This is a genomic window from Nocardioides silvaticus, assembly GCF_003160695.1.
Lineage (GTDB): Bacteria > Actinomycetota > Actinomycetes > Propionibacteriales > Nocardioidaceae > Nocardioides > Nocardioides silvaticus.
The window spans coordinates 207,244-229,124 of the sequence record NZ_QGDD01000003.1 but is presented as its reverse complement, the minus strand read 5'-3'; the positions used below and the strand labels follow the sequence as shown (position 1 = coordinate 229,124).

The following is a 21,881-nucleotide window of genomic DNA, read 5'->3' as shown; positions in this document are numbered from 1 at the left end:
CCCGTCACCCGTACGTCGTCGACGGTGCCCAGTCGGGCGGGAACCGCTTGGTGGTGGCGGGGTCCTGGCACTCCGGGTCGTCGCTCGCGAGCCGGGCGAGCGGTAGCCGCAGCACGACGGTCCCGCGGACGACGGCGTCCCGGGGCAGGTCGGGGAACGGGGTGACCGTCGCGGCGTCGCGCGGCAGCCCGGCCCGGTCGAGGGCAGTGTCGAGGCGTCGTCGTACCTCCGCGGCGTCGAGCTCGTCCCAGTGCAGGGTGAGCACGCGCCGTCCACCGAGGTCACCGTCGCTCCGCACCTGGTAGGGGAAGTCCAGGGTGAGGCCGCGGGGGAGCGGGTAGCAGCCGAGCTCGATCGGGTCGGCCGGCAGGTCGGGACGGTAGCTGCTCGACGGCTGCGCGCGACCCAGTGCGGGGCTGACCAGGACCGCCGTGACGGCGAGCACCGCGAGCACGACGACGACCGCGGTCGTCACCCTCCGGTGCGCGAGCAGCCCGGCGCCGCGGCGGCGGGTGTCTGCCACCAGGTCGGAGGTGACGGCAGGTCCGGGGATCAGCTCGTCGACGGCGTGGAGGTCACGCCGCAGCCGGTGCTCGATCCGGCCCTCGTCCGGTGCTGCCAGGTCTGCCACGCAGGTTCAGATGCGGCGGGAACCCCCGTGGGTTGGGCGATCCGCGGTTCTCGGCTGAAAAACGCGAGGAGCCCGCGCCGTCCGGCGTGGGCTCCTCGGAGTCGTTCGCTGAGGCGTCAGCGGGTCACTCGGAGTCGGTGATGCACTTGGTCAGCGCCTCGGTGAGAACCTCGCCGACCTCGGCCTTCTCGTCGGAGTCGAGGCCGCCCTCGTCGTCGTCGGCGACCGCGTTGAGCTGGTCGTCGGACAGGTCGGAGTCGAGCAGCTCGTCGGCTGCGCAGTCGGCCTGGTCCTCGGGGAGGTCGGCGTTCTCGACGAGCGAGTCCTTGAGGTCGTCCTTGCTGGGGGTCCCACCGCAAGCGGACAGCGTGAGCCCGGCTGTGAGGAGGGTGGCTGCGAGAGGCAGTCCGATGCGCTTCATGAAGTGGGGTCCTTTCGAGGGGAGAGCTCTCGTGCGGTCAGGCTAGGGGGCGCGCACCGGTGCGGTCGCGCTTTGCCTGGGTAAATCTTTTGAGCCCGGTCCCAGAAACCTAGTAGAGGAGCCGGGGCTCTGGACAGTCGGCACGCCTGATGCCCGTTACTTGTGAGTACCGCGCACCGGGGTCTTAGGTTGACGTATGAGCGTCACGCCGTCGTCGTACTCGATCACCATGCGTCTCTACGCCGAGCCGGACTTCGCGGTCGTCGGCCGGGTGGCGACCAAGATCGCGGAGGCGGGGGGCATCACCACCGCGATGGACGTCGCGGACTCCAAGCACGACCGGCTCGTGCTCGACGTGACGTGCAGCGCCACCGACTCCGGTCACAGCGAGCGCGTGGTGCAGGCGGTCGAGGACATCGACGGCGTCACCGTGCACAAGGTCTCCGACCGGACCTTCCTGCTGCACCTCGGCGGGAAGATCCAGGTGAGCAGCAAGGTGCCGCTGAAGAACCGCGACGACCTGGCGATGGCCTACACGCCGGGCGTCGGCCGGGTCAGCCTGGCGCTGGCCGAGCACCCCGAGGACGTCCCGAAGCTGACGATCAAGGGCAACTCCGTCGCCGTGGTCACCGACGGCTCGGCGGTCCTCGGCCTGGGCAACATCGGCCCCGGCGCGGCGCTGCCGGTGATGGAGGGCAAGGCCGCGCTGTTCAAGCGGTTCGCCGACATCGACGCCTGGCCGATCTGCCTGGCCAGCCAGGACGTCGACGAGATCGTCAAGGCGGTCGAGATGATCGCGCCCGGCTTCGGCGGCATCAACCTCGAGGACATCGCGGCGCCGCGCTGCTTCGAGGTCGAGGCCCGGCTGCGCGAGCGGCTCGACATCCCGGTGTTCCACGACGACCAGCACGGCACGGCGATCGTCGTGCTCGCCGCGCTCCACAACGCCTTGCGCGTCGTCCGCAAATCGCTGTCGGCGACGCGGATCGTCGTCGCCGGCGGCGGTGCGGCCGGCTCCGCGATCGTGTCGCTGCTGCTCGCGGACGGGGCGCAGGACGTCACCGTCTGGGACCGCGAGGGCCTGCTGTCGTACGACGACGAGAGCCTCTCGCCCGCGAAGCGGAACCTCGCCTCGATCACCAACCCGCGCCGCCAGCGCGGCACCCTGCACGACGGGCTCCAGGGCGCGGACGTCTTCATCGGCGTCAGCGGTCCGGGCGTGCTGAAGCCGGAGTGGATCGACGACATGGCCGAGGGTGCGGTGGTGTTCGCGCTCGCGAACCCGGATCCCGAGATCGACCCAGCGGAGGCCGCGAAGCACGCTGCGGTGGTCGCGTCGGGGCGGTCGGACTACCCCAACCAGATCAACAACGTGCTCGCGTTCCCCGGTGTCTTCCGCGGCCTGCTCGACGCTCGGGCGTCCCAGGTCACCACCGAGATGCTGCTCCGCGCCGCTCACGCGATCGCCTCGGTCGTCACCGACGAGGAGCTGCACGCGAGCTTCATCATCCCGAGTGTCTTCCACCCCGACGTGCCGGGTGCGGTGGCGGCCGCGATCCGCGGCCAGTCGGCGCCGCCGCGGACCGAGGTCCCCGAGCTACGACCGTAGGAGGACGCGCCCGCCCGGCTGCGTCACTAGCCTCCGGGGATGCGCGCTGTCGTCATCACCCGTCACGGCGGACCCGAGGTCCTGAAGGTCGAGGAGCGTCCCGATCCGGCCCCACCCGGTCCCGGACAGGTCACCGTCGACGTCCGCGCTGCCGGGGTGAACTTCGCCGACACCATGGCTCGCGTCGGCTTCTACCCCGACGCGCCGAAGGTGCCGTCCGTCGTCGGCTACGAGGTCGCCGGGGTGGTCTCGGCGGTCGGCGACGACGTCGAGGAGGTCGCGGTCGGCGACCGGGTGCTGGCCGGCACCCGGTTCGGCGGGTACGCGGAGCGCGTCGTGGTCGGCGCGCGCGACGTCGTCCCGCTCGACGAGCGGCTCGGCTTCGAGCAGGGCGCGGCGATCCCGGTCAACTACGCCACCGCCTGGGCCGGGCTGGTGCGCTACGGGTCGCTGCAGCCCGGGGAGCGGGTGCTGCTGCACGCGGCCGCCGGCGGGGTCGGCATCGCCGCGACCCAGATCGCGAAGTCCGTCGGCGCAGAGGTGCACGGCACCGCCTCGCCGGGCAAGCACGACTCCATCCGAGGATTCGGCGTCGACGTCGCTCACGACTACACGCGGTCGGGCTGGCACCGCGACCTGCCACCGTTCGACCTGGTCATGGACGCCATCGGCGGGCCGAGCTTCCGCACCAGCTACGACCTGCTGCGGCCCGGCGGCCGGCTGGTCGCGTTCGGCGCCGCCTCGGTGATGGACGGCGCCGGCCGCAACCTGCTCCAAGCCGCGAAGACAATGATCCGGATGCCGCGGTTCAACCTGGTGAAACAGATGTCGGTCTCGAAGGCGGTCATCGGCCTCAACATGCTGGCGCTCTGGGACGACGCCGGCACGCTCGAGCCGTGGACTGCGCCGCTGCTGCCGATGATCGAGGACGGCACCGTGCAGCCGGTGGTGGCCGAGGCCTTCCCGTTCGAGCGAGCGGGGGATGCCCACCTGATGCTCGCTGAGCGCCGCAACGTGGGGAAGGTCGTCCTCGTCCCCTGATTCAGGCAGGACCGGGGTCAGCGGACTGCTGGAGCCCGGGCATCGCCTCTTCGAGCAGCTCGGTCACGCTCGGCAGCGGCGTGCTGCAGACGGCTGCCGCGTCCTCCGCGGTGAGCCCGAGCATCCGCAGCACACCCTCGGTCACGCGGTCGCTGAGCTCGGCGTCGTCGCGCTCGGGGTGGTCGTGGACGGCCTGTCCGAGCGCCAGCGCGGCCCCGCCGGCGATGACCAGCGCGGAGTAGGGATCCGCGACGTTGAACCGTCCGGTGTCGCAGCCGCGCTCGATGTCGCGCAGCGCTCGGGGACCCAACCCGTGTTCCGAGGAGATCAGCTCCAGCCCGCGGGACAGGATGACGCGGCTGAGCTGGGGCTCGACCCGGTGGATCCGTCCGGTGAGCCGGAAGCTGCGCGCGAACACCTCGGCCGGGTCCTCGATGTCCTTGGTCCAGGCGTCGAGCACCGCCCCTTGCAGCTCGAGGGCGGACTCGACGGCGGCCTCGAAGAGCTCTTCCTTGGTGTCGAAATGGTTGTAGAACGAGCCCATCCCGACGTCGGCCAGCTCGGTGATCTCCAGGATCGGGACGCTGGTGCGGCCTTCGGCCAGGAGCTGCTGAGCCGCCCGGATGAGCGCAGCCCGGGTCTGCGCCCTACGTCGCTCGCCACGCTTGCGCGCAGCCGCTGCCACGGCGTCCGACATCGCACCTCCTCTCGCCGGCGCGAGCCTAGCAGCGGTGTCGCCATTTCTGACGATTTCCTCAAATACGGTTGACGCGCCATGAATCGTCAGTGATGATTTCGTCATTCACGAAGGCGAGGCATCGATGAGCACCCACCACACGCACCGCGACCTGCACAGCGAGCAGGGCGCCCGCCCCGGCGATCACCCGGGCCGCGCGGCCAACCCGGTGATCAAGGTGGAGGACCTGGCCTGGCTCGAGCTCGAGAAGCCGGACCTCGACCGCGCTGAGGCGTTCGCCCATGCCTTCGGCTTCGCGACCGCGGCCAGGTCTGCCGACGAGCTGCACCTGCGCGGCGCCTTCGCTGGAGCGCCGAGCGTGATCATCCGCCGCGGGGCCCGGTCGCGCTACGCCGGCGCTGCGTTCCGGGCGGCCGACGACGCCGACGTCCTCAGGCTCGCGGACGCCACCGGCGCCCGCGTCGGCCGGTTGCCCGAGAGCATCGGTGGCATCGTCGTCGACCTCGAGGCGCCGGACGGGGCCGGGGTCCGGGTCGTCAGCGGCATGGACGAGCTGCCGGCACTGGCGACGCAGGCCGCCCATACCTTCAACGCCGGCGGCGACGTACGACGCGCGAACGCGACCCAGCGACCGCCCCGCGCGCCGGCCGTCATCGAGCGGCTCGGTCACGTCGTGCTCCAGAGCAACCGCTACCTCGAGAGCCTCGACTGGTACCTCCAGCACCTCGGCCTCATCGTCAGCGACTTCCAGTACTTCGAGGGACAGCGCGACCGCGGACCCACGATGAGCTTCATCCGTTGCGACCGGGGGTCGCAGCCGGCCGACCACCACACGCTGGCCATGGCGCTCGGCCCACGGAACCGCTACGTGCACTCGGCCTACCAGGTCGCCGACCTCGACGCACTCGCTGCAGGCGGGGAGCACCTGAGGGAAAAGGGCTACTTCCGGTCGTGGGGCATCGGCCGTCACATCCAGGGCAGCCAGATCTTCGACTACTGGCGCGACCCCGACGGGTTCCTCGTCGAGCACTTCACCGACGGCGACATGTTCGACAACACCCTGGAGCCGGGCTGGGCACCGATGACCGCCAGCGGCCTTGCGCAGTGGGGACCTCCCGTCAGCAAGGACTTCCTCGGCGTCAAGCCCGGACGGGAGTCGCTCCTCGAGCTGCGGTCGATGGTGACCGCGCTCCGCTCCGACGACAACGAGTTCGACCTGCCGCGCCTGCGCGGCCTGCTGAAGGTGGCCACCTCATGAGCATCTCCGTTCTCCGCACCGCCGACGCCTGGTGGGTCGCGACCTCCACCGGCGCCGCCCGCATCGAGACCGCGGCCACGACGACGGCCGAGCTGCTCGCCGACCGTGCCGCAGTCGACGCGGCGGCCGCCACCGAGGGCGGCGAGCCGATCGAGAGCCTCGCGCTCTTCTCGCCGGTCACCGCGCCCTGTCGGGTGGTCGCGCAGATGACGAACTTCCGGTCGCACGTCGCCGACGCCGGCATGAACCCGGACACGATCCCGATGACGTTCTTCCGCAAGACGTCGGGCTCTATCTCCGGTCCGTACGACGACATCGTGAAGCCCGCGCACGTGCGGCTGCTCGACTACGAGGTCGAGATCGGCATCGTGATCGGCAAGCCGGTGCCGGTCGGCACCGCGATCACCGCCGAGAACCTGGCCCAGCACGTCGCCGGCCTCGTCGTCACCAACGACGTGAGTGCCCGCGACCTGCAGCTGCCGAAGACCCAGTTCTTCGAGTCGAAGAGCTATCCGGCGTTCACGCCCGTCGGGCCGTCGCTGGTGCTGCTGGAGGGCGACGAGCTGAAGCGGTTCGCCGACCTGCGGCTGCGGCTGTCGGTCAACGGGGAGGTCCGCCAGGACGCTCTGGTCCGCGGCGACATGGTGTTCGAGCCGCTCGCCGCGCTGCAGGGGCTGTCCGGCTTCCAGCGGCTCGACCCGGGCGACCTGCTCCTGACAGGCACGCCCGTCGGCACCGCCCTCAGTGCACCGCCCAAGCCGATCGAGATGATCGGCAACCTGCTGCCGCCGACGGTGAGGTGGAAGGCGTTCTTCAAGGCCCAGGCCAGGAACCAGAAGTACCTGAAGCACGGTGACGTCGTCGAGCTGTCGATCGCCACCGACGACGGCGCCCTCGACCTCGGCAGCCAGCGCACCGTCGTCCGCGACGCCGGACAGGACTCACGATGAGCGCCGAGGCGATCGGTGCCACCTGGGTCATCGGCGTAGCGGTGGCCTCGGGTTTCATCGGTCTCGGAGTCGCCAAGGTCGCCAAGACTCAGGCCATGCGCGCCCGCGCTGAGCACGTGGGCCTCGACGCGAGGGCCTATCAGCTCATCGGGGTCGCGGAGTTCGCAGGGGGTGTCGGGGTGCTCGCCGGTCTTCGATACCCGCCGCTCGGGTTCGCCGCGGGCGCAGGGCTGCTCGTGCTGATGACGGGCGCGGTGCTCGCCCACGCCCGCGCCGCCGACGGGCCGACCCAGCTGCTGCCCGCCGCCGTCTTCGCCGCCGGCACCCTCGCCTACCTCCTCGGGCTGGGAACGCGGTGAACGCCGGAGCGGGCGACCGGTCTCCGACGAACGGTGTCGAACCGGAGGTCGTGGTGGTGGGTGCCGGACCGACCGGCGTGACGGCCGCGATCCTGCTGGCCCAGGCCGGGGTGAGGGTGCTGGTCCTCGACAGGTGGACCGACGTGTTCCCCCAGCCTCGCGCGGTCCACCTCGACGACGAGGTCTACCGCATCCTGGGCAGCCTCGGGGTGGCCCGGGAGTTCGGAGCCATCTCGATCCCCGGCGCCGGACTCCGACTGCTCTCCCGGGAGCACCGGGTCCTGGCGCAGTTCGACCGAACCGACCCGCAGACGGTCAACGGCTACCCACAGGCCAACATGTTCGACCAGCCCGACCTCGAGGCGGTCCTGCGCCGGCGGATGCACGAGCTCGACCTCATCACGTTCCGCGGCGGCGTCGAGGTGTCCGCCGTCCGTGCCGACGTCGTCGGGCTCCCCGAGGTCGACTTCCTCGATCTCGCCGCGCAGGAGATCCGCACCGTCCGTCCGCGCTTCGTGCTCGGGTGCGACGGCGCGAACAGCGTCACCCGGCGTGCCATCGGCTCGACGATGGCCGACCTCGGGTTCCGCGCGCAACGATGGCTGGTCGTCGACATAGCGACGCCCCGGGAGCTGGGTCACTGGGGTGGCGTCCACCAGGTGTGCGACAGCGGGCGCGCCGCGACGTACATGCGCACCGGCGCGACCCGCCACCGCTGGGAGTTCGAGCTCCACGAGGACGAGAGCGCGGCCGACTACAAGACCTTGGACGAGCTCGCACCCCTCCTCGCGCCGTGGGACTCCGACACCAGCGACTTCGAGGTCGTCCGGGTCGCCGAGTACACCTTCCGCGCCCAGCTCGCCGATCGATGGCGGCGCGGCAACGTGTTCCTCCTCGGCGACGCCGCCCACCTCACGCCACCGTTCATCGGACAGGGCATGGGGGCCGGGATCCGGGACGCGGCCAACCTGTCCTGGAAGATCGCGGCGGTCATCGAGGGCGCCCTGCCTGCCGGGATCCTCGACAGCTACCAGACCGAGCGGCGGGCGCATGCCCGCGCGATGATCCGGCTCGCCGCCACGGTCGGACTCTCGATGACCGGCGGTGGACCCGTCGGGGACCGGTTGCGGCGGTTCGTCGTGCCTGTGTTGCCCCGCCTGCCCGGCCTGCGCGGCCGGGTGCTCGACAGCGCGACTCCCTCCCTGGCCGGGTCGATCGTCAACCACCGCCGGGGCCGACGCCGCGGCTTGGCAGGAACCCTGTGCCCGAACGTGCTCCTCGACTCCGGGGAGCGCCTCGACGACCGCGCGGGAAACCGGTTCACCCTGGTGCACCGGACCCCGCTCGACCGCGCTGACACAGCCCGGCTCGGTCCGCTCGGCCCGCTCGACGTGTGCCTCGTGGACGCCGCGGAGTCGGCCGATCTCGACCATTGGCTCGGCCGCGCCCAGGCCGCCCTCGTTCGACCCGACCGGACGGTCCTCGCCGAGGGGCGTCTCGGTGAGGTGCTGCGTCGCATGCCCCGTGGCCGACCCACCACACCCCGGCACCAGGAGGCCGCTCGATGAGCACCGTCGTCACCGCACAGACCTACCGCGGGAACCTCTACAGCGCCGCCGCGATCGCCGACCCCTATCCGGTCTATCGAGAGCTCCGTGCCCTCGGCCCGGTCGTCCGGCTGGCCCGGCATCGGGCCTTCGCGCTGACCGGGTACGACGAGTGCAAGCGGACCCTGCTCGACGACGGCACCTTCGTCTCCGGCAAGGGTGTCGCCCTCAACCCCTTCGCGAACCGTTTCAGTCGCGGGACCACCCTCAACAGCGACGGCGACGAACACGCCAACCGACGCAAGCTCGTCGCCCACCGGTTGACACCGCGGGCGTTGCGCTCGATGAGCGACGCTGTCGAGGCTGCGGCCGAACAGGTCGCAGGGCGGGCGGTCGCGCGTGGACGTGTCGACGGTGTCGCGGTGGCCAGGTCCCTGCCGCTGCAGGTCGTGCCCGACCTCGTCGGCTGGCCCGACGACGAGCGTGAACACCTCCTGAGGTGGGCAGCGGCGACCTTCGACGTCCTGGGGCCGATCAACGGCCAGTCCTTGCGCAGCACCGCCGCCTCGCTGGGGATGATGCGCTTCGCGCGGCGGATCGCCCGGACCGAGAACGTGCTGGCCGGCAGCATGGGTGCGGAGGTCATCGCCGCCGCGAAAGCAGGCCGCATCGCGAGAAGCGAGGCATCGGCACTGATGATCGACTACCTCGCGCCCTCGCTGGACACCACCATCAGCGCGATCTCCAGCGCACTGCTGCTGTTCGCGCTCCACCCCGGCCAGTGGGACCAGGTCCGCGCCGACCGCACCCTCATCCCGAACGCGCTCAACGAGGTCGTCCGCTTCGAGTCCCCGCTGCGTGCTTTCACCCGCCTGGCGTCGGACGACACCGAGATCGCCGGAACCCCTGTGCGGAAGGGCCAGCGAGTCGTGGTCCTCTTCGCATCGGCCAATCGCGACGAGACGGCGTGGAACGATCCCGACACCTTCGACATCCATCGCGATGCGACGCGCCACCTCGGCTTCGGGCAAGGCACGCACGGGTGCGCCGGCCAGGGTCTCGCCAGGCTCGAGGCGCACGCGATCCTCAACGCGCTCGCCGACCGGGTCGAGCGCATCGAGCTGACCGGACTTCCGGTCTGGGGCCGCAACAACATCATCCGAGGGCTGGCCCGCCTGCCACTCGAGCTCCACCCGATCGGAGGCCGCACATGAGGATCGTCGCCGACCGCGAGAGGTGTGAGGGCCACGGGATCTGCATCAACCAGGCGCCGTCACTCCTGGGCCTGGACGACGACGACATCGTCCTCGCGCCCGAGCACGACCTGAGCCCGGACGAGGAGGGCCAGGCGCGCGTCGCCGTGGCCTCCTGTCCGGTCGCCGCCCTCGTCCTCGCCGAGGACGGGTGCCCCTGACGATCAAGGCCGCAGCACGTAGCGGCCGCGGTAGCCGCCCTTGGCGACCAGCTGGAGCGCCTCGACCACGTCGGCGAGCGGGAGCTCGCCCGCGACCGGGGTCGGCAGGTCGCCGCGTGCGGCGGCCCGCAGCAGGAAGTCGAGTCGCTCGGCGTCGGGCTCGACGGACACCGCCTTCACGGCGACCCCGCGGCCGGTCTCGGGCAGCGCCGCCGGCCGGACTCCGACGAAGACACCGCCGTCGCGGACCAGCGCCGCGGCCTCCTCCTGGAGCACCGCCGCGTCGGCGACCGCGTCCCAGCCGTCGGTGGTCTCGGTGGTGAAGTCGGCGCCGAGGCCGCGGACGAATGCCTCGTCGGCCGGGCGGGCCAGGCCGGTGACGGTCCAGCCGCGCTCGGCGGCCAGGCGCACGACGTACGCCCCCACCGCCCCGGCGGCGCCGGTCACGAGCAGCCGCCGACCGTCCCCGTCGCCCAGCAGGCCGACGACCTGGTCGGCAGTGAGGGCGTTGAGCGGAACGGTGGTGGCGCGGGCGGCGGTCAGCTGGTCGGGCACGACGGCGACCCACGAGCGGTCGGCGACGATCTCCTCGGCGTAGCTGCCGAAGTCGCGGTCGAAGCCCGGCACGATGCCGGCGACGCGCGCGCCGGTGGGGAGGTCCACCCCCGCGCCCGCCTCGAGGACGGTGCCGGCGAAGTCCCAGCCGAGGCCGGTGTGGGACGGCTGGTCGATCATGCCGATGGAGTGGAAGAACCCGTCGGTGACGCCGACGTCGGCGGGGTTGACGGTCGCTGCCTCGATCCGCACGCGCAGCTGGCCCTCGCCGGGCTGCCGGACCGGGACGTCGACGAGCTCGACGGACTCCGGTCCGGCGGGCGTGCGGACGACGGCGGCGCGGAAGGTGGCGGTGGTGGTGGTGCTCATGGTGCTCCTCCTGGAGTGGGTGAGGTTCTCCTGCTTGTCACTCCAGAGTGGTAGGGCTACTCTCTTCTGGGAAGTAGGCACCTGGAAGTGCGTAAGTTGCTGGTGGGTGCCGGAGAGGTGACCCGATGCCCACCATGACCGCCGCCGAGAAGCGGGCCCGCGCGAAGACGGCGTACGACGCCTTCCTCGACGGCTGCCCCAGCCGGCAGCTGCTCGACCGGATCTCCGACAAGTGGGTGGCGCTCGTGCTCGCCGCGCTCGCCGAGGAGGGGCAGCTCCGCTACTCCGCGCTGTCGCGGCGGCTGGCCGGTGTCAGCCAGAAGATGCTGACCCAGACCCTCCGCTCGCTCGAGCGCGACGGGCTGATCACCCGCACCGTCACGCCGACCGTCCCCGTCACGGTCGAGTACGACCTCACCGACCTCGGCGCCTCCCTGCAGCAGGTGATGCTGCGGCTCAAGGACTGGGCCGAGAGCCACATGGACGAGGTGCGCCTCAACCGCGACCGCTACGACGCCGCGGGCTAGCATCCGCGCGTGGACTCTCTCGCCGGATCGGTCAACCGGCCGCTCTGGTTGGACACGCCGCTCCGGCCGGATGCGCGCCCGGCGCTCGCCGGCGACACGACGGCCGACCTCGTCGTCGTGGGTGGCGGGTTCTGCGGGCTGTGGACGGCGCTCCGCGCGGTCGAGCGCGAGCCGGGGCGCGACGTGGTCCTGCTCGAGGGCGAGCGGATCGCCGAGCACGCGACCGGGCGCAACGGCGGGTTCTGCGAGGCCTCCCTGACCCACGGCGAGCCGAACGGCCGGGCCCGCTGGCCCGAGGAGTACGACGACCTCGAGCGGCTCGGCATCGAGAACCTCGACGGCATCGAGGAGGCCGTCGCCCGCTACGGCATCGACTGCGGCTTCCTCCGTGGTGGCGCCCTCCTCGTCGCGACCCGCGAGCACGAGGTCGCCGACCTCGCGCCGGACCGGCCGGGCTTCCTCGACCGCGACGCGGTGCGCAAGGTCGTGGACTCGCCGACCTACCTCGCCGGCCGGCTGTCCGCGCCCGAGGAGTGCGCCGTCCTCGACCCGGCCCGGCTCGCGTGGGGTCTCGCTGACGCCGCCGAGCGGCAGGGTGTCCGGGTCGCCGAGCACAGCCCGGTGACGAGGATCCGGCGCGACGGCGAGGCCATGGAGGTGCACACGCCGCAGGGCGTGGTCCGGGCCAGCCGGGTCGCGCTCGGCACCAACGTGTTCCGCCCGCTGCTGCGGCGGCTGCGCTGGACGACGGTGCCGGTCTACGACTACGTGCTCGCGACCGAGCCGCTCACCGAGGCACAGCTCGCCGACCTGGGCTGGGACCCGGCGATCGGCGTCGGCGACGCGGGCAACCAGTTCCACTACTACCGGGTCACTCCGGACCGCCGGATCCTCTGGGGCGGCTACGACGCGATCTACCACTTCGGCCGGTCGATCGAGCCGGACCACGAGGAGCGGCAGGAGACCTTCGGCGTCCTCGCGGAGCACTTCCATGCGACGTTCCCGCAGCTCGACGGGATCCGGTTCACGCACCGGTGGGCAGGGGTGATCGACACCTCGACCCGGTTCAGCGCGAGCTTCGGCACCGCGCACGGCGGTCGGTCGTCGTACGCCCTCGGGTTCACGGGTCTCGGCGTCGGCGCCACCCGCTTCGCCGCCGACGTGATGCTGGACCTGCTGGCCGGCACGGAGACCGAGCGCACGCGGCTGGAGATGGTGCGGCGCCCGGCGGTGCCGTTCCCGCCGGAGCCGGTCGCGTGGGCCGGCATCGAGCTCACGCGCAGGGCGCTCGCGCGCGCCGACGAGACCGGCCGCCGCAACCTGTGGCTGCGCACCCTCGACCGGTTGGGGCTCGGCTTTGACTCGTGATCTCTGCGTCGGCTTCGACCTCGACATGACCCTCATCGACACGGTGCCGGGGTTCCGCGACGTGCTGCGAGCGTTGGGGTCCGAGCTCGGCGTGCAGTTCCCGATCGAGGAGATGACCGCCGTCCTCGGCCCGCCGCTCGACCTCATCCTGCAGCCGCACCTCGCGCAGGACGCGATCCAGCCGGCGGTCGACCGCTTCCGTGCCCTCTACCCGGACCACGCGATCGAGAGCGTCGCCGCGATGGCGGGTGCGCACGACGCGCTGGCCGCCGTACGACGTCACGGCGGGCGGGTGGTCGTCGTGACCGGCAAGTACACGCCCAACGCGCAGCTCCACGTCGACCACCTCGCGCTCGACGTCGACCACCTCGAGGGCAAGGTCTGGGGTGTCGGCAAGGCCGACGTGCTGCGCCGCGAAGGCGCCAGCATCTACGTCGGCGACCACGTCCACGACGTCGAGGGGGCGCTCGCAGCCGGGATCCTCAGCGTCTCCGTGCTCACCGGCGGGTGCACCCGGGAGGAGCTGTACGACGCCGGCACCCACGTGGTGCTCGACCACCTGGGCGAGTTCCCGGACTGGCTGGACGACTACCTGGGGATGCGGTCACCGGGCCGCGGCAGCCCCCAGTTGTAGACCTCCTTGCGGGTCTCGAGATAGACGAACGACTCCGTCGACTGCACGCCCGGGATCCGCCTGATCTGGTCCGACACGGTGAGCAGGTCGGCGTCGGACTTGGCGATCACCTCGGCGACGATGTCGATGCTGCCCGCTGTCACGACGACGTAGATCACCTCGTCCATCTCGACGAGGGCGTCGGCGACCGGCGCGGTGGGTCCCGAGACCCGGATCCCGAGCATCGCCGCGCGGGCGAAGCCCAGCTTCAGCGGGTCGGTCACCGCAGCGACGATCTGCATCACGCCGGACTCGAGCAGGCGTTGCACCCGCTGACGCACCGCTGCCTCCGAGAGTCCGACCACCTTGCCGATCGCCGCGTAGGAGCGACGCCCGTCCTCCTGCAGCTGCTCGATGATCGCGACCGACACGTCGTCGAGCTGATGACCGGTGGAACGTGCGCCCATGGCGGGATCGTCCCACGTCCGTGTTCCGTGCTCAACGACCTACGGAAATGCGAAATCCGTTGCGAGCATGTTTCGATGCCACCGAATCCCTTGCCGTCGAGCACGTTCCGGTGCAAGCATCACGGCCATGGTGCCTGAGCAACCGGCCCGCCGCTCCACTCTGTCGAGGCGCGGGCTGCTCAAGGGGGGCGGGGCCGTCGCGTTCGGCGGTCTCAGCATCGCAGCGCTCAAGCTGCCGATGTTCGGCATCGACCCGGTCCAGGCCTGTCCCAACGGCGGTGCCGCCAAGGACGTCTCGGCCGACGAGCGCGAGCTGGTCATCTCCAACTGGACCGGCTACATCGACCCGCGGAAAAACCCGAAGAGCACGCTCGCGCAGTTCCAGGACCAGACCGGCATCTCGGTGACCTACAACGTCGACATCAACGACAACGCCGAGTTCTACGCCAAGGTCAAGAACCAGATGCGGGCGTGCGAGCCGATCGACCGCGACATGATCGTGATGACCGACTGGATGGCTGCGCGGATGATCAGCCTCGGCTTCATCCAGCCGCTGAACAAGGGCAACGTGCCCAACCTCGACAAGAACCTGATCGAGTCGCTGCAGGGTGTGCCGTGGGACCCGGAGCGCGAGTACTCCGCGCCGTGGCAGTCCGGTCTGACCGGCATCGCCTACAACGCCGATCTGGTGCCGGAGGTGAGCAGCTTCGAGGAGCTCATCACCCGCGACGACCTCAAGGGCAAGATCACCCTGCTCAGCGAGATGGCCGACACGATGGGGTTCTTCCTCAAGGTGACCGGCGCGGACCCCGTCGACTTCGACGACGACGAGTGGGCCGCCGCGATCGACCGGCTGCGCGAGGTGAAGGAGAGCGGCCAGCTGCTGCAGTTCGCCGGCAACAACTACCTGCAGCAGCTCTCGCAAGGGACGCTGCTGGCCTGCGAGGCGTGGTCGGGCGACGTCATCCAGGCGCAGTACGACAACCCGAACCTGAAGTTCGTCGTGCCGGAAGAGGGGCTGTCGCTCTGGAGCGACAACATGATGGTCCCCAACTACGCGACCCACCAGACCCACGCCGAGACCTGGATCGACTACTACTACCAGCCCGAGGTCGCGGCGAAGCTGGCCGCCTGGGTCAACTACATCTGCCCGGTGCAGGGGGCGCAGGAGGCGATGCTCGACATCGACCCCTCGCTCGCCGAGAACCCGCTGATCTTCCCCGACTCCGAGATGTTGGCGAACACGTGGGACTTCATGACCCTCACCGACGAGAAGCAATCGCAGTACGAAGGGGAGTGGGCCGATGTCATCTCCAGCTGAGGCCGGCGCCGAGCCCGGCGACGGCCTCCAGGTCCGCGCGCTGAGCAAGTCGTACGGCGACTTCCACGCCGTCCGCTCGCTCGACCTCGACGTGCCGCGGGGCCGGTTCTACGCCCTGCTCGGTCCGTCCGGCTGCGGCAAGACCACCACGCTGCGGATGGTCGCGGGCCTGGAGGCGCCGACGTCCGGCTCGATCCTGCTGGCCGGGCAGGACATCACCCGGACCAAGGCCTACCGCCGCCCGGTCAACACCGTCTTCCAGAACTACGCCCTCTTCCCGCACCTCGACATCTACGAGAACGTCGCGTTCGGGCTGCGCCGGCGCAAGGTCGGCGACGTCAAGAAGAAGGTCGACGAGATGCTCGAGCTGGTCGAGCTCGGGGCGCAGGCCCGGAAGAAGCCGGCCCAGCTGTCCGGCGGGCAACAGCAGCGGGTGGCGCTGGCACGGGCGCTCATCAACGAGCCCGAGGTGCTGCTGCTCGACGAGCCGCTCGGCGCGCTCGACCTCAAGCTGCGTCGGTCGATGCAGATCGAGATCAAGCGGATCCAGACCGAGGTCGGGCTCACGTTCATCCACGTCACCCACGACCAGGAGGAGGCCATGACGATGGCCGACACGGTCGCGGTGATGAACAGCGGCGTGATCGAGCAGCAGGGCTCGCCGGCCGAGCTCTACGAGAACCCACGCAGCACCTTCGTGGCCAACTTCCTCGGTCAGTCCAACCTGATCGAGGGCACCGTGAAGACGCCAGCCGCCGACGTCGTCACCGTCGACATGCACGGCATCGACGTGAGCATCCCGGCCGACCGCGCCCACACCGACGGCGGCAAGGGCTGGATCGGGATCCGGCCGGAGAAGGTGCTGATCGGCGACGCGGGCGCGGAGCTCGACGCCCCGGGCAACACCATCCCCGGTGGCGTGGTGACCGACGTCAGCTTCATCGGCGTGAGCACGCAGTACCTGGTGCGGATGCCGTGGGGCCAGGAGCTCCAGGTCTTCGCCCAGAACACCGGCCGGACCAAGATCCACTCCGTCGGCGACCAGGTCGAGCTGTCGTGGCGGCCGGAGTACGCGTTCCTGCTCGACCATGCGCAGGACGTGCACGCCGGCTCCCAGGAGGAAGGCGCCTGATGGCCGAGACGGGGCGTCGGCGGGGGCTGACGGCGTACCTCCTGATGGCGCCGGCCGTCATCGTGCTCGCCCTGTTCTTCGTCATCCCGTTCTACTCGCTGGTTGCGGCGAGCCTCTACGAGCCGGGTGGCTCGGACAAGAACGGGTGGGAGGTCACCTACCACTTCGCCAACTACTGGGACGCGGTCGAGCTCTACTGGCGGCCCCTGGTGCGGTCGTTGGTGTACGCCGGCGCGGCGACCCTGATCTGCCTGGTGCTCGGCTACGTGCTGGCCTACGCCATCGCGTTCAAGTCGGGCCGGTGGAAGAGCCTGCTGCTGGTGCTCGTGATCGCGCCGTTCTTCACCAGCTTCCTGGTGCGCACGCTGTCGTGGCAGCTGATCCTCGCCGACGACGGGTGGATCGTGGACACCCTGCAGTTCCTGCACGTCCTCGGTGACGACGACCGGCTGCTCGCCACCAACTTCGCCGTGGTGATGGGGCTCGCCTACAACTTCCTGCCGTTCATGGTGCTGCCGCTGTTCGCGAGCATCGACAAGATCGACCACCGCCTGATCGAGGCCTCTGGCGACCTGTACTCCAACCCGGTGGTCGGCTTCTTCAAGGTGACCTGGCCGCTGTCGCTGCCAGGGGTCGTGTCCGGCACGCTGCTCACCTTCATCCCGGCGGCCGGCGACTACATCAACGCCGAGCTGCTCGGGAACACCGAGACGTCGGTCATCGGCTCGGTCATCCAGCTGCAGGCCACCGACGCCAACCACCCGCACACCGCGGCCGCGCTGTCGATGATCCTCATGATCGGGATCCTCGCGATGGTGCTGTTCTACATCCGCAAGGCCGGGACGGAGGACCTGCTCTGATGGCCTGGATCAAGGAGCGGGCCGTCCTCGTCCTCGGCCTCCTCGTCCTCGTCTACATGTTCGTGCCGATCTTCGTGGTCGTGCTGATGAGCTTCAACGACCCGGCCACGCGCAACGTCTACAAGTTCGACGGCTTCACGATGCACAACTGGCTGAACCCGTGCGAGGACCCCAGCATGTGCGACGCGCTCGGCCTCAGCGTCCGCATCGGCCTGCTCGCGACGGTCGTCGCCACGATCATCGGCACCCTCGCCGGCTTCGCGCTGGTCCGCTGGGACTTCTTCGGCCGGTCGTCCTCGAACGTCCTGATCTTCCTGCCGATGGCGGCGCCCGAGATCGTGCTGGGCTCCTCGCTGCTCACCCTGTTCGTCCAGGGCGGTTTCGCCGGCCAGCTCGGCTTCTGGACGATCTTCATCGCCCACGTGATGTTCTGCCTGTCGTTCGTGGTGGTGACCATCCGCGCCCGCCTCGCGGGCATGAACGACGTCCTCGAGCAAGCGGCCGCCGACCTCTACGCCACCCCGTCCCAGACCTTCTGGCGGGTGACGTTCCCCCTCGTCCTGCCGGGCATCCTCGGCGCCGCGCTCCTCAGCTTCTCGCTGTCCTTCGACGACTTCATCATCACCAACCTCAACTCCGGCAGCGAGGTCACCTTCCCCATGTACGTCTGGGGCGTCGCTCGGGTCGGCCTCCCCATGCAGGTCAACGTCGTCGGCACGCTGATGCTCATCGTCTCCCTCGTCATCGTCCTCGGCACCGAGGTCAACGCCCGCCGCCGCGCCCGCGCCCTCGCCACCTGAGCGGCGGCCGCCGAACGAACGATCCGGCGACGGTCTTGACCGACCATCTTGGTAAGTCGTAACTTACCGTTCGTGACGACTTACCAAGCGATCGAGCTCGACCCCTGGGTCGCGCTGGGCGACCGGACCCGACGACAGATCTTCGGGCTGCTCGCGCGCCGGCCGCGGTCCGTCGGGGAGCTGGCGGACGAGCTGCCGGTGAGCCGCCCGGCGGTGTCCCAGCACCTCAAGGTGCTCAAGGGCGCTGCGCTGGTGCAGGTGCGGCCCGAGGGCACCCGCCGGATCTATGCCGTCGATGCCGACGGCCTCGCCGCGATCCGCTCCGAGCTCGAGACGTTCTGGAGCGCGGCACTGACCAACTTCAAGGAGCTCGTCGAAGCCGACGAGCCGAGCGGCACGACCAAGGAGAAGAGATGACCGAGACCAGCGAGACCAGCCAGACCAGCCAGGACACCGCCGTGCGCCTGGACATCACCGTGGAGGCGTCGCAGGAGAAGGCCTTCCGCGTCTTCACCGAGCAGTTCGACAAGATCAAGCCTCGCGAGCACAACCTGCTCGGAGCGCCGATCGCGGAGACCGTGCTGGAGCCGCGGGTCGGGGGCAGCGTCGTCGACCGGGCGGAGGACGGGACGGAGTGCCGGTGGGGGCGGGTGCTGGTCTTCGACCCGCCGGAGCGGCTCGTGTTCACCTGGGACATCGGGCCGGACTGGCAGGTCGCGTCGGACCTGGAGCACACGAGCGAGGTCGAGGTGCGGTTCGTCGTCGAGAGCGAGAACCGGACCCGCGTCGAGCTGGAGCACCGCAACCTCGAGCGCCACGGTGCTGCCTGGGAGTCGTTGCGGGACGGCGTTGCGGCCGACGGTGGCTGGCCCCTCTACCTCCAGCGGTACGCCGACCTGTTGGCCTGACCCGCTCAGATCAGCGTGTACGCCTTGTCGAGGACGGACCGGAGGACCTGCTCCATCTCGTCGAAGTGCTCCTGGGTGCAGACGAGGGGCGGGGAGAGCTGGATGACGGGGTCGCCGCGGTCGTCGGCGCGGCAGTAGAGGCCCTCGTCGAAGAGACCCTTGGAGACGAAGCCGTAGAGGATGCGCTCGCACTCGTCGGCGGTGAACGACTCCCGGGTGGCCTTGTCCTTGACGAGCTCGATGCCGTAGAAGAAGCCCTCGCCACGGACGTCGCCGACGATCGGGAGGTCGAGGAGGCGCTCGAGGGTGGCCCGGAAGGCCGGGGCCTTCTCGCGGACGCCGGCGAGGATGTCCTCCTCCTCGAAGAGCTGCATGTTGCGCAGGCCGACGGCGGTGGAGACGGGGTGGCCGCCGAAGGTGTAGCCGTGGGCGAACATCGCCTTGTCCTTGGCGAACGGCTCGAACAGCCGGTCGGTGGCGATCATCGCGCCGAGCGGGGCGTAGCCGGAGGTGAGCCCCTTGGCGCTGGTGATGATGTCGGGCTGGTAGCCGAACGCGGTCGCGCCGAACATCTCACCGAGCCGCCCGTAGGCGCAGATGACCTCGTCGGAGACCAGCAGCACGTCGTACTCGTCGCAGATCTCGCGCACCCGCTGGAAGTAGCCCGGGGGCGGCGGGAAGCAGCCGCCGGAGTTCTGGACCGGCTCGAGGAAGACCGCTGCCACGCTGTCGGGGCCCTCGTACTCGATCGCGACGGCGATCTGGTCGGCCGCCCAGCGACCGAAGGCCTCGGGGTCGTCGCCGTGGACCGGCGCGCGGTAGATGTTGGTGTTCGGCACCCGGAACGCCGACGGCACCAGCGGCTCGAACTGCTGCTTCAGCCCCGGCAGGCCGGTGATCGACAGCGCGCCGTGGGTGGTGCCGTGGTAGGCGATCGCGCGGCTGAGCACCTTGTGCTTCATCGGCTTGCCGACCCGCTTGAAGTAGTCCTTCGCCAGCTTCCACGCCGACTCGACCGCCTCGCCGCCGCCAGAGGTGAAGAAGACGCGGTTGAGGTCGCCGGGGGCGTACGACGCGATCTTCTCGGCGAGCTCGATGGCGGGCGGGTGCGCGTAGGACCACAGCGGCATGAACGCGAGGGTCTCGGCCTGGGTCGCGGCGGCCTCGGCGAGCTCGCGTCGGCCGTGCCCGAGCTGGGACACGAACAGCCCGGCGAGCGCGTCGAGGTAGCGCTTGCCCTTGTTGTCGTAGAGGTAGACGCCCTCACCGCGCACCATGATGGGTACGTCGTGCTGCGGTCCGTCACCGTCGTAGCGACCGTGCTGCGAGAAGTGCAGCCACAGGTTGTCCTTGGCAGCGCGCTGGAGTGCGGAGTCGTCCATGCCCCCATGGTGAGCCAACGACCGCGGGCAAGCAAGTGAATCAGTAGGCCATCGGACCTCCTCCCTACGGATTCCGCAAAAATCCGACGGGAATCACCCGCTGATTTCGTCGTCCGACCCGGCTAGAGTCCGTTCATGGCCGACCAGACGTTCACGAACATCATCAACGGCGAGCGCGTCCCCGCCGCCAGCGGAGCGACGTACGACGTCATCGATCCCACCACCGGCGAGGTCTACGCCCAGGCGCCGATGTCCGGCGAGGAGGACGTCGACCGGGCGTACGCCGCCGCGGCGGCCGCGTTCGAGACGTGGGGAGACACCACGCCCCAGGACCGGGCGACCGCGATGCTGAAGATCGCCGAGGCGATCGACGCCCGCAAGGACGAGATCAACGAGGTCGAGTGCAGGGACACCGGGAAGCCGCTCCACCTGACGATGTCGGAGGAGATGCCCTACGCCTCCGACCACTTCCGGTTCTTCGCCGGTGCCGCGCGTGTCCTCCAGGGCAGCTCGGCCGGTGAGTACATGGCCGACCACACCTCGTGGATCCGCCGCGAGCCGGTCGGCGTCGTCGGCCAGGTGACGCCGTGGAACTACCCGCTGATGATGATGATCTGGAAGATCGCCCCCGCCCTCGCCGGCGGCAACACGATCGTCCTGAAGCCGAGCGACACCACGCCCGCCAGCTCGACCCTGCTCGCGGAGATCTGCCAGGAGTTCCTGCCGCCGGGCGTCCTCAACGTCGTCTGCGGCGACCGCGACACCGGCCGCGCGCTGGTCGCGCACAAGACGCCGCAGATGGTGGCCATCACGGGCTCGGTCCGGGCCGGCATGCAGGTCGCCGAGGCCGCCTCCGCGGACCTCAAGCGGGTCCACCTCGAGCTGGGCGGCAAGGCGCCGGTCATCGTGTTCGACGACGCCGACATCGAGGCGGCAGCCGAGGGCATCGCCGGCGCCGGCCTCTTCAACGCCGGCCAGGACTGCACGGCCGCGACCCGGGTGCTGGCCGGGCCGGGCATCCACGACGAGTTCGTCGCCGCCCTCACCGAGGCCGCGAGGGGGATGCCGACCGGCGCCCCCGACAGCGAGGACACCTACTACGGCCCGCTCAACAACCAGGACCAGTACGACCGCGTGTCCAGCATGGTGGACCGGCTGCCCGACCACGCCAACGTCGAGACCGGCGGCGGCCGTCACGGCGACCGGGGCTACTTCTACGAGCCGACCGTGCTCTCCGGGTTGAAGCAGGACGACGAGCAGATCCAGACGGAGATCTTCGGCCCGGTCATGACCGTGCAGCGGTTCACCGACGAGGCCGAGGCGCTGCGGTGGGCCAACGGCGTGGAGTACGGCCTCGCCTCCAGCGTCTGGACCAAGGACCACGGCCGCGCGCTCCGGATGAGCCGCAAGCTCGACTTCGGTGTGGTGTGGATCAACACCCACATCCCCTTCGTCTCCGAGATGCCGCACGGCGGGTTCAAGCACTCCGGCTACGGCAAGGACCTGTCGATGTACGGGCTCGAGGACTACACGCGCATCAAGCACGTCATGTCGTACTTCGGGGAGTAGCAACCCTTCGATCGTTCCAATCGACCCCGATGTGCGAAGGGGCGTCTTGCAGTGCCATGGTGGCTCCGTCGCGGACGACGGTG

Annotated in this window: 24 protein-coding genes; 18 read left to right on the top strand and 6 right to left on the bottom strand. The window is 70.4% G+C overall.

Annotated features, from left to right (window positions below; all coding sequences use genetic code 11):
* Positions 1 to 4: 4 nt before the first annotated feature.
* Together DJ010_RS09205 and DJ010_RS09200 are read right to left on the bottom strand one after the other, a co-directional pair.
* Positions 5 to 631: a hypothetical protein gene (locus DJ010_RS09205; protein WP_109693372.1), complete on the bottom strand. Its 627-nt coding sequence runs from the start codon at positions 629 to 631 to the stop codon at positions 5 to 7.
* 124 nt (positions 632 to 755) lie between these two features.
* Positions 756 to 1,052: a hypothetical protein gene (locus DJ010_RS09200; RefSeq protein WP_109693371.1), complete on the bottom strand. Its 297-nt coding sequence runs from the start codon at positions 1,050 to 1,052 to the stop codon at positions 756 to 758.
* 196 nt (positions 1,053 to 1,248) lie between these two features.
* Between DJ010_RS09200 and DJ010_RS09195 the strand changes: the two genes are divergently transcribed.
* Positions 1,249 to 2,661 carry an NAD-dependent malic enzyme gene (locus tag DJ010_RS09195; RefSeq protein ID WP_109693370.1) on the top strand — a complete coding sequence of 471 codons (1,413 nt, stop codon included), beginning with the start codon at positions 1,249 to 1,251 and terminating at the stop codon, positions 2,659 to 2,661.
* A 39-nt stretch (positions 2,662 to 2,700) separates the two neighbouring features.
* Positions 2,701 to 3,702 carry a zinc-binding dehydrogenase gene (locus DJ010_RS09190; protein ID WP_109693369.1) on the top strand — a complete coding sequence of 334 codons (1,002 nt, stop codon included), beginning with the start codon at positions 2,701 to 2,703 and terminating at the stop codon, positions 3,700 to 3,702.
* 1 nt (position 3,703) lies between these two features.
* On the opposite strand, the gene DJ010_RS09185 is transcribed toward DJ010_RS09190, so the two are convergent.
* On the bottom strand, positions 3,704 to 4,399 hold the full coding sequence (locus DJ010_RS09185) for a TetR/AcrR family transcriptional regulator (protein WP_109693368.1): 696 nt from the start codon (positions 4,397 to 4,399) through the stop codon (positions 3,704 to 3,706).
* Between the two features lie 124 nt (positions 4,400 to 4,523).
* On the opposite strand from DJ010_RS09185, the gene DJ010_RS09180 reads away from it, so the two are divergent.
* The 6 genes from DJ010_RS09180 to DJ010_RS09155 are packed head-to-tail and all read left to right on the top strand — an operon-like array spanning position 4,524 to position 9,927.
* Complete coding sequence (locus DJ010_RS09180) at positions 4,524 to 5,657, top strand: VOC family protein (protein WP_109693367.1); 1,134 nt, start codon at positions 4,524 to 4,526, stop codon at positions 5,655 to 5,657.
* Positions 5,654 to 6,607 carry a fumarylacetoacetate hydrolase family protein gene (locus DJ010_RS09175; RefSeq protein WP_109693366.1) on the top strand — a complete coding sequence of 318 codons (954 nt, stop codon included), beginning with the start codon at positions 5,654 to 5,656 and terminating at the stop codon, positions 6,605 to 6,607. Before DJ010_RS09180 ends, DJ010_RS09175 begins: the two co-directional genes overlap by 4 nt.
* Positions 6,604 to 6,966: a DoxX family protein gene (locus tag DJ010_RS09170; RefSeq protein ID WP_109693365.1), complete on the top strand. Its 363-nt coding sequence runs from the start codon at positions 6,604 to 6,606 to the stop codon at positions 6,964 to 6,966. Before DJ010_RS09175 ends, DJ010_RS09170 begins: the two co-directional genes overlap by 4 nt.
* Complete coding sequence (locus DJ010_RS09165) at positions 6,963 to 8,534, top strand: bifunctional 3-(3-hydroxy-phenyl)propionate/3-hydroxycinnamic acid hydroxylase (RefSeq protein WP_109693364.1); 1,572 nt, start codon at positions 6,963 to 6,965, stop codon at positions 8,532 to 8,534. Before DJ010_RS09170 ends, DJ010_RS09165 begins: the two co-directional genes overlap by 4 nt.
* Positions 8,531 to 9,727, top strand: coding sequence for a cytochrome P450 (locus DJ010_RS09160; protein WP_109693363.1), 1,197 nt, complete (start codon positions 8,531 to 8,533; stop codon positions 9,725 to 9,727). The genes DJ010_RS09165 and DJ010_RS09160 overlap by 4 nt, the downstream gene beginning before the upstream one ends.
* Entirely contained in the window at positions 9,724 to 9,927 is a 204-nt protein-coding gene (locus tag DJ010_RS09155; RefSeq protein ID WP_109693362.1) for a ferredoxin, read from the top strand. Before DJ010_RS09160 ends, DJ010_RS09155 begins: the two co-directional genes overlap by 4 nt.
* A gap of 3 nt (positions 9,928 to 9,930) precedes the next feature.
* Here the strand turns inward: DJ010_RS09155 and DJ010_RS09150 are convergent, their stop codons facing one another.
* Positions 9,931 to 10,851: an NADP-dependent oxidoreductase gene (locus tag DJ010_RS09150; RefSeq protein ID WP_109693361.1), complete on the bottom strand. Its 921-nt coding sequence runs from the start codon at positions 10,849 to 10,851 to the stop codon at positions 9,931 to 9,933.
* Positions 10,852 to 10,976: 125 nt separating this feature from the next.
* Here DJ010_RS09150 and DJ010_RS09145 point away from each other — a divergent pair, with 125 nt between their 5' ends.
* From DJ010_RS09145 to DJ010_RS09135, 3 genes are read left to right on the top strand one after another with little or no spacing between them, the layout of a single operon-like run.
* Entirely contained in the window at positions 10,977 to 11,378 is a 402-nt protein-coding gene (locus DJ010_RS09145; protein WP_109693360.1) for a winged helix-turn-helix transcriptional regulator, read from the top strand.
* A 9-nt stretch (positions 11,379 to 11,387) separates the two neighbouring features.
* Positions 11,388 to 12,746, top strand: a complete 1,359-nt coding sequence (locus tag DJ010_RS09140; RefSeq protein WP_109693359.1) for an NAD(P)/FAD-dependent oxidoreductase — start codon at positions 11,388 to 11,390, stop codon at positions 12,744 to 12,746.
* The gene (locus tag DJ010_RS09135; RefSeq protein WP_281271129.1) at positions 12,736 to 13,380 is read left to right on the top strand and encodes an HAD family hydrolase; all 645 of its coding nucleotides are present in this window, start codon (positions 12,736 to 12,738) and stop codon (positions 13,378 to 13,380) included. Before DJ010_RS09140 ends, DJ010_RS09135 begins: the two co-directional genes overlap by 11 nt.
* On the opposite strand, the gene DJ010_RS09130 is transcribed toward DJ010_RS09135, so the two are convergent.
* Positions 13,335 to 13,826 carry an Lrp/AsnC family transcriptional regulator gene (locus DJ010_RS09130; RefSeq protein WP_109693358.1) on the bottom strand — a complete coding sequence of 164 codons (492 nt, stop codon included), beginning with the start codon at positions 13,824 to 13,826 and terminating at the stop codon, positions 13,335 to 13,337. The genes DJ010_RS09135 and DJ010_RS09130 overlap by 46 nt on opposite strands.
* A 127-nt stretch (positions 13,827 to 13,953) precedes the next feature.
* Here DJ010_RS09130 and DJ010_RS09125 point away from each other — a divergent pair, with 127 nt between their 5' ends.
* The 6 genes from DJ010_RS09125 (at position 13,954) to DJ010_RS09100 (ending at position 18,847) form a co-directional block, all read left to right on the top strand.
* The gene (locus DJ010_RS09125) at positions 13,954 to 15,147 is read left to right on the top strand and encodes an ABC transporter substrate-binding protein (protein ID WP_158282979.1); all 1,194 of its coding nucleotides are present in this window, start codon (positions 13,954 to 13,956) and stop codon (positions 15,145 to 15,147) included.
* A complete protein-coding gene (locus DJ010_RS09120) occupies positions 15,131 to 16,279 on the top strand; it encodes an ABC transporter ATP-binding protein (RefSeq protein ID WP_109693356.1) in 1,149 nt (382 codons plus the stop codon). The genes DJ010_RS09125 and DJ010_RS09120 overlap by 17 nt, the downstream gene beginning before the upstream one ends.
* Complete coding sequence (locus DJ010_RS09115; RefSeq protein WP_109693355.1) at positions 16,279 to 17,139, top strand: ABC transporter permease; 861 nt, start codon at positions 16,279 to 16,281, stop codon at positions 17,137 to 17,139. Before DJ010_RS09120 ends, DJ010_RS09115 begins: the two co-directional genes overlap by 1 nt.
* Positions 17,139 to 17,939 carry an ABC transporter permease gene (locus tag DJ010_RS09110; protein ID WP_109693354.1) on the top strand — a complete coding sequence of 267 codons (801 nt, stop codon included), beginning with the start codon at positions 17,139 to 17,141 and terminating at the stop codon, positions 17,937 to 17,939. Before DJ010_RS09115 ends, DJ010_RS09110 begins: the two co-directional genes overlap by 1 nt.
* A gap of 72 nt (positions 17,940 to 18,011) precedes the next feature.
* Positions 18,012 to 18,356 (top strand): ArsR/SmtB family transcription factor, encoded by a 345-nt coding sequence (locus DJ010_RS09105; RefSeq protein WP_211318727.1) that lies wholly within the window; start codon positions 18,012 to 18,014, stop codon positions 18,354 to 18,356.
* Complete coding sequence (locus DJ010_RS09100; protein WP_109693352.1) at positions 18,353 to 18,847, top strand: SRPBCC family protein; 495 nt, start codon at positions 18,353 to 18,355, stop codon at positions 18,845 to 18,847. Before DJ010_RS09105 ends, DJ010_RS09100 begins: the two co-directional genes overlap by 4 nt.
* A gap of 5 nt (positions 18,848 to 18,852) precedes the next feature.
* Here the strand turns inward: DJ010_RS09100 and DJ010_RS09095 are convergent, their stop codons facing one another.
* Complete coding sequence (locus DJ010_RS09095) at positions 18,853 to 20,229, bottom strand: aspartate aminotransferase family protein (RefSeq protein ID WP_109693351.1); 1,377 nt, start codon at positions 20,227 to 20,229, stop codon at positions 18,853 to 18,855.
* Positions 20,230 to 20,364: 135 nt separating this feature from the next.
* Here DJ010_RS09095 and DJ010_RS09090 point away from each other — a divergent pair, with 135 nt between their 5' ends.
* Positions 20,365 to 21,798: a gamma-aminobutyraldehyde dehydrogenase gene (locus DJ010_RS09090; protein WP_109693350.1), complete on the top strand. Its 1,434-nt coding sequence runs from the start codon at positions 20,365 to 20,367 to the stop codon at positions 21,796 to 21,798.
* Positions 21,799 to 21,881 lie beyond the last annotated feature (83 nt).

Coding starts and splice junctions, on each gene's coding strand:
- DJ010_RS09120 (WP_109693356.1), top strand. CDS start 15,131: ATGTCATCTCCAGCTGAGGCCGGCGCCGAGCCCGGCGACGGCCTCCAG.
- DJ010_RS09195 (WP_109693370.1), top strand. CDS start 1,249: ATGAGCGTCACGCCGTCGTCGTACTCGATCACCATGCGTCTCTACGCC.
- DJ010_RS09115 (WP_109693355.1), top strand. CDS start 16,279: ATGGCCGAGACGGGGCGTCGGCGGGGGCTGACGGCGTACCTCCTGATG.
- DJ010_RS09125 (WP_158282979.1), top strand. CDS start 13,954: ATGGTGCCTGAGCAACCGGCCCGCCGCTCCACTCTGTCGAGGCGCGGG.
- DJ010_RS09110 (WP_109693354.1), top strand. CDS start 17,139: ATGGCCTGGATCAAGGAGCGGGCCGTCCTCGTCCTCGGCCTCCTCGTC.
- DJ010_RS09130 (WP_109693358.1), bottom strand. CDS start 13,826: ATGGGCGCACGTTCCACCGGTCATCAGCTCGACGACGTGTCGGTCGCG.
- DJ010_RS09175 (WP_109693366.1), top strand. CDS start 5,654: ATGAGCATCTCCGTTCTCCGCACCGCCGACGCCTGGTGGGTCGCGACC.
- DJ010_RS09180 (WP_109693367.1), top strand. CDS start 4,524: ATGAGCACCCACCACACGCACCGCGACCTGCACAGCGAGCAGGGCGCC.
- DJ010_RS09190 (WP_109693369.1), top strand. CDS start 2,701: ATGCGCGCTGTCGTCATCACCCGTCACGGCGGACCCGAGGTCCTGAAG.
- DJ010_RS09095 (WP_109693351.1), bottom strand. CDS start 20,229: ATGGACGACTCCGCACTCCAGCGCGCTGCCAAGGACAACCTGTGGCTG.
- DJ010_RS09155 (WP_109693362.1), top strand. CDS start 9,724: ATGAGGATCGTCGCCGACCGCGAGAGGTGTGAGGGCCACGGGATCTGC.
- DJ010_RS09160 (WP_109693363.1), top strand. CDS start 8,531: ATGAGCACCGTCGTCACCGCACAGACCTACCGCGGGAACCTCTACAGC.
- DJ010_RS09100 (WP_109693352.1), top strand. CDS start 18,353: ATGACCGAGACCAGCGAGACCAGCCAGACCAGCCAGGACACCGCCGTG.
- DJ010_RS09170 (WP_109693365.1), top strand. CDS start 6,604: ATGAGCGCCGAGGCGATCGGTGCCACCTGGGTCATCGGCGTAGCGGTG.
- DJ010_RS09145 (WP_109693360.1), top strand. CDS start 10,977: ATGCCCACCATGACCGCCGCCGAGAAGCGGGCCCGCGCGAAGACGGCG.
- DJ010_RS09200 (WP_109693371.1), bottom strand. CDS start 1,052: ATGAAGCGCATCGGACTGCCTCTCGCAGCCACCCTCCTCACAGCCGGG.
- DJ010_RS09150 (WP_109693361.1), bottom strand. CDS start 10,851: ATGAGCACCACCACCACCGCCACCTTCCGCGCCGCCGTCGTCCGCACG.
- DJ010_RS09090 (WP_109693350.1), top strand. CDS start 20,365: ATGGCCGACCAGACGTTCACGAACATCATCAACGGCGAGCGCGTCCCC.
- DJ010_RS09185 (WP_109693368.1), bottom strand. CDS start 4,399: ATGTCGGACGCCGTGGCAGCGGCTGCGCGCAAGCGTGGCGAGCGACGT.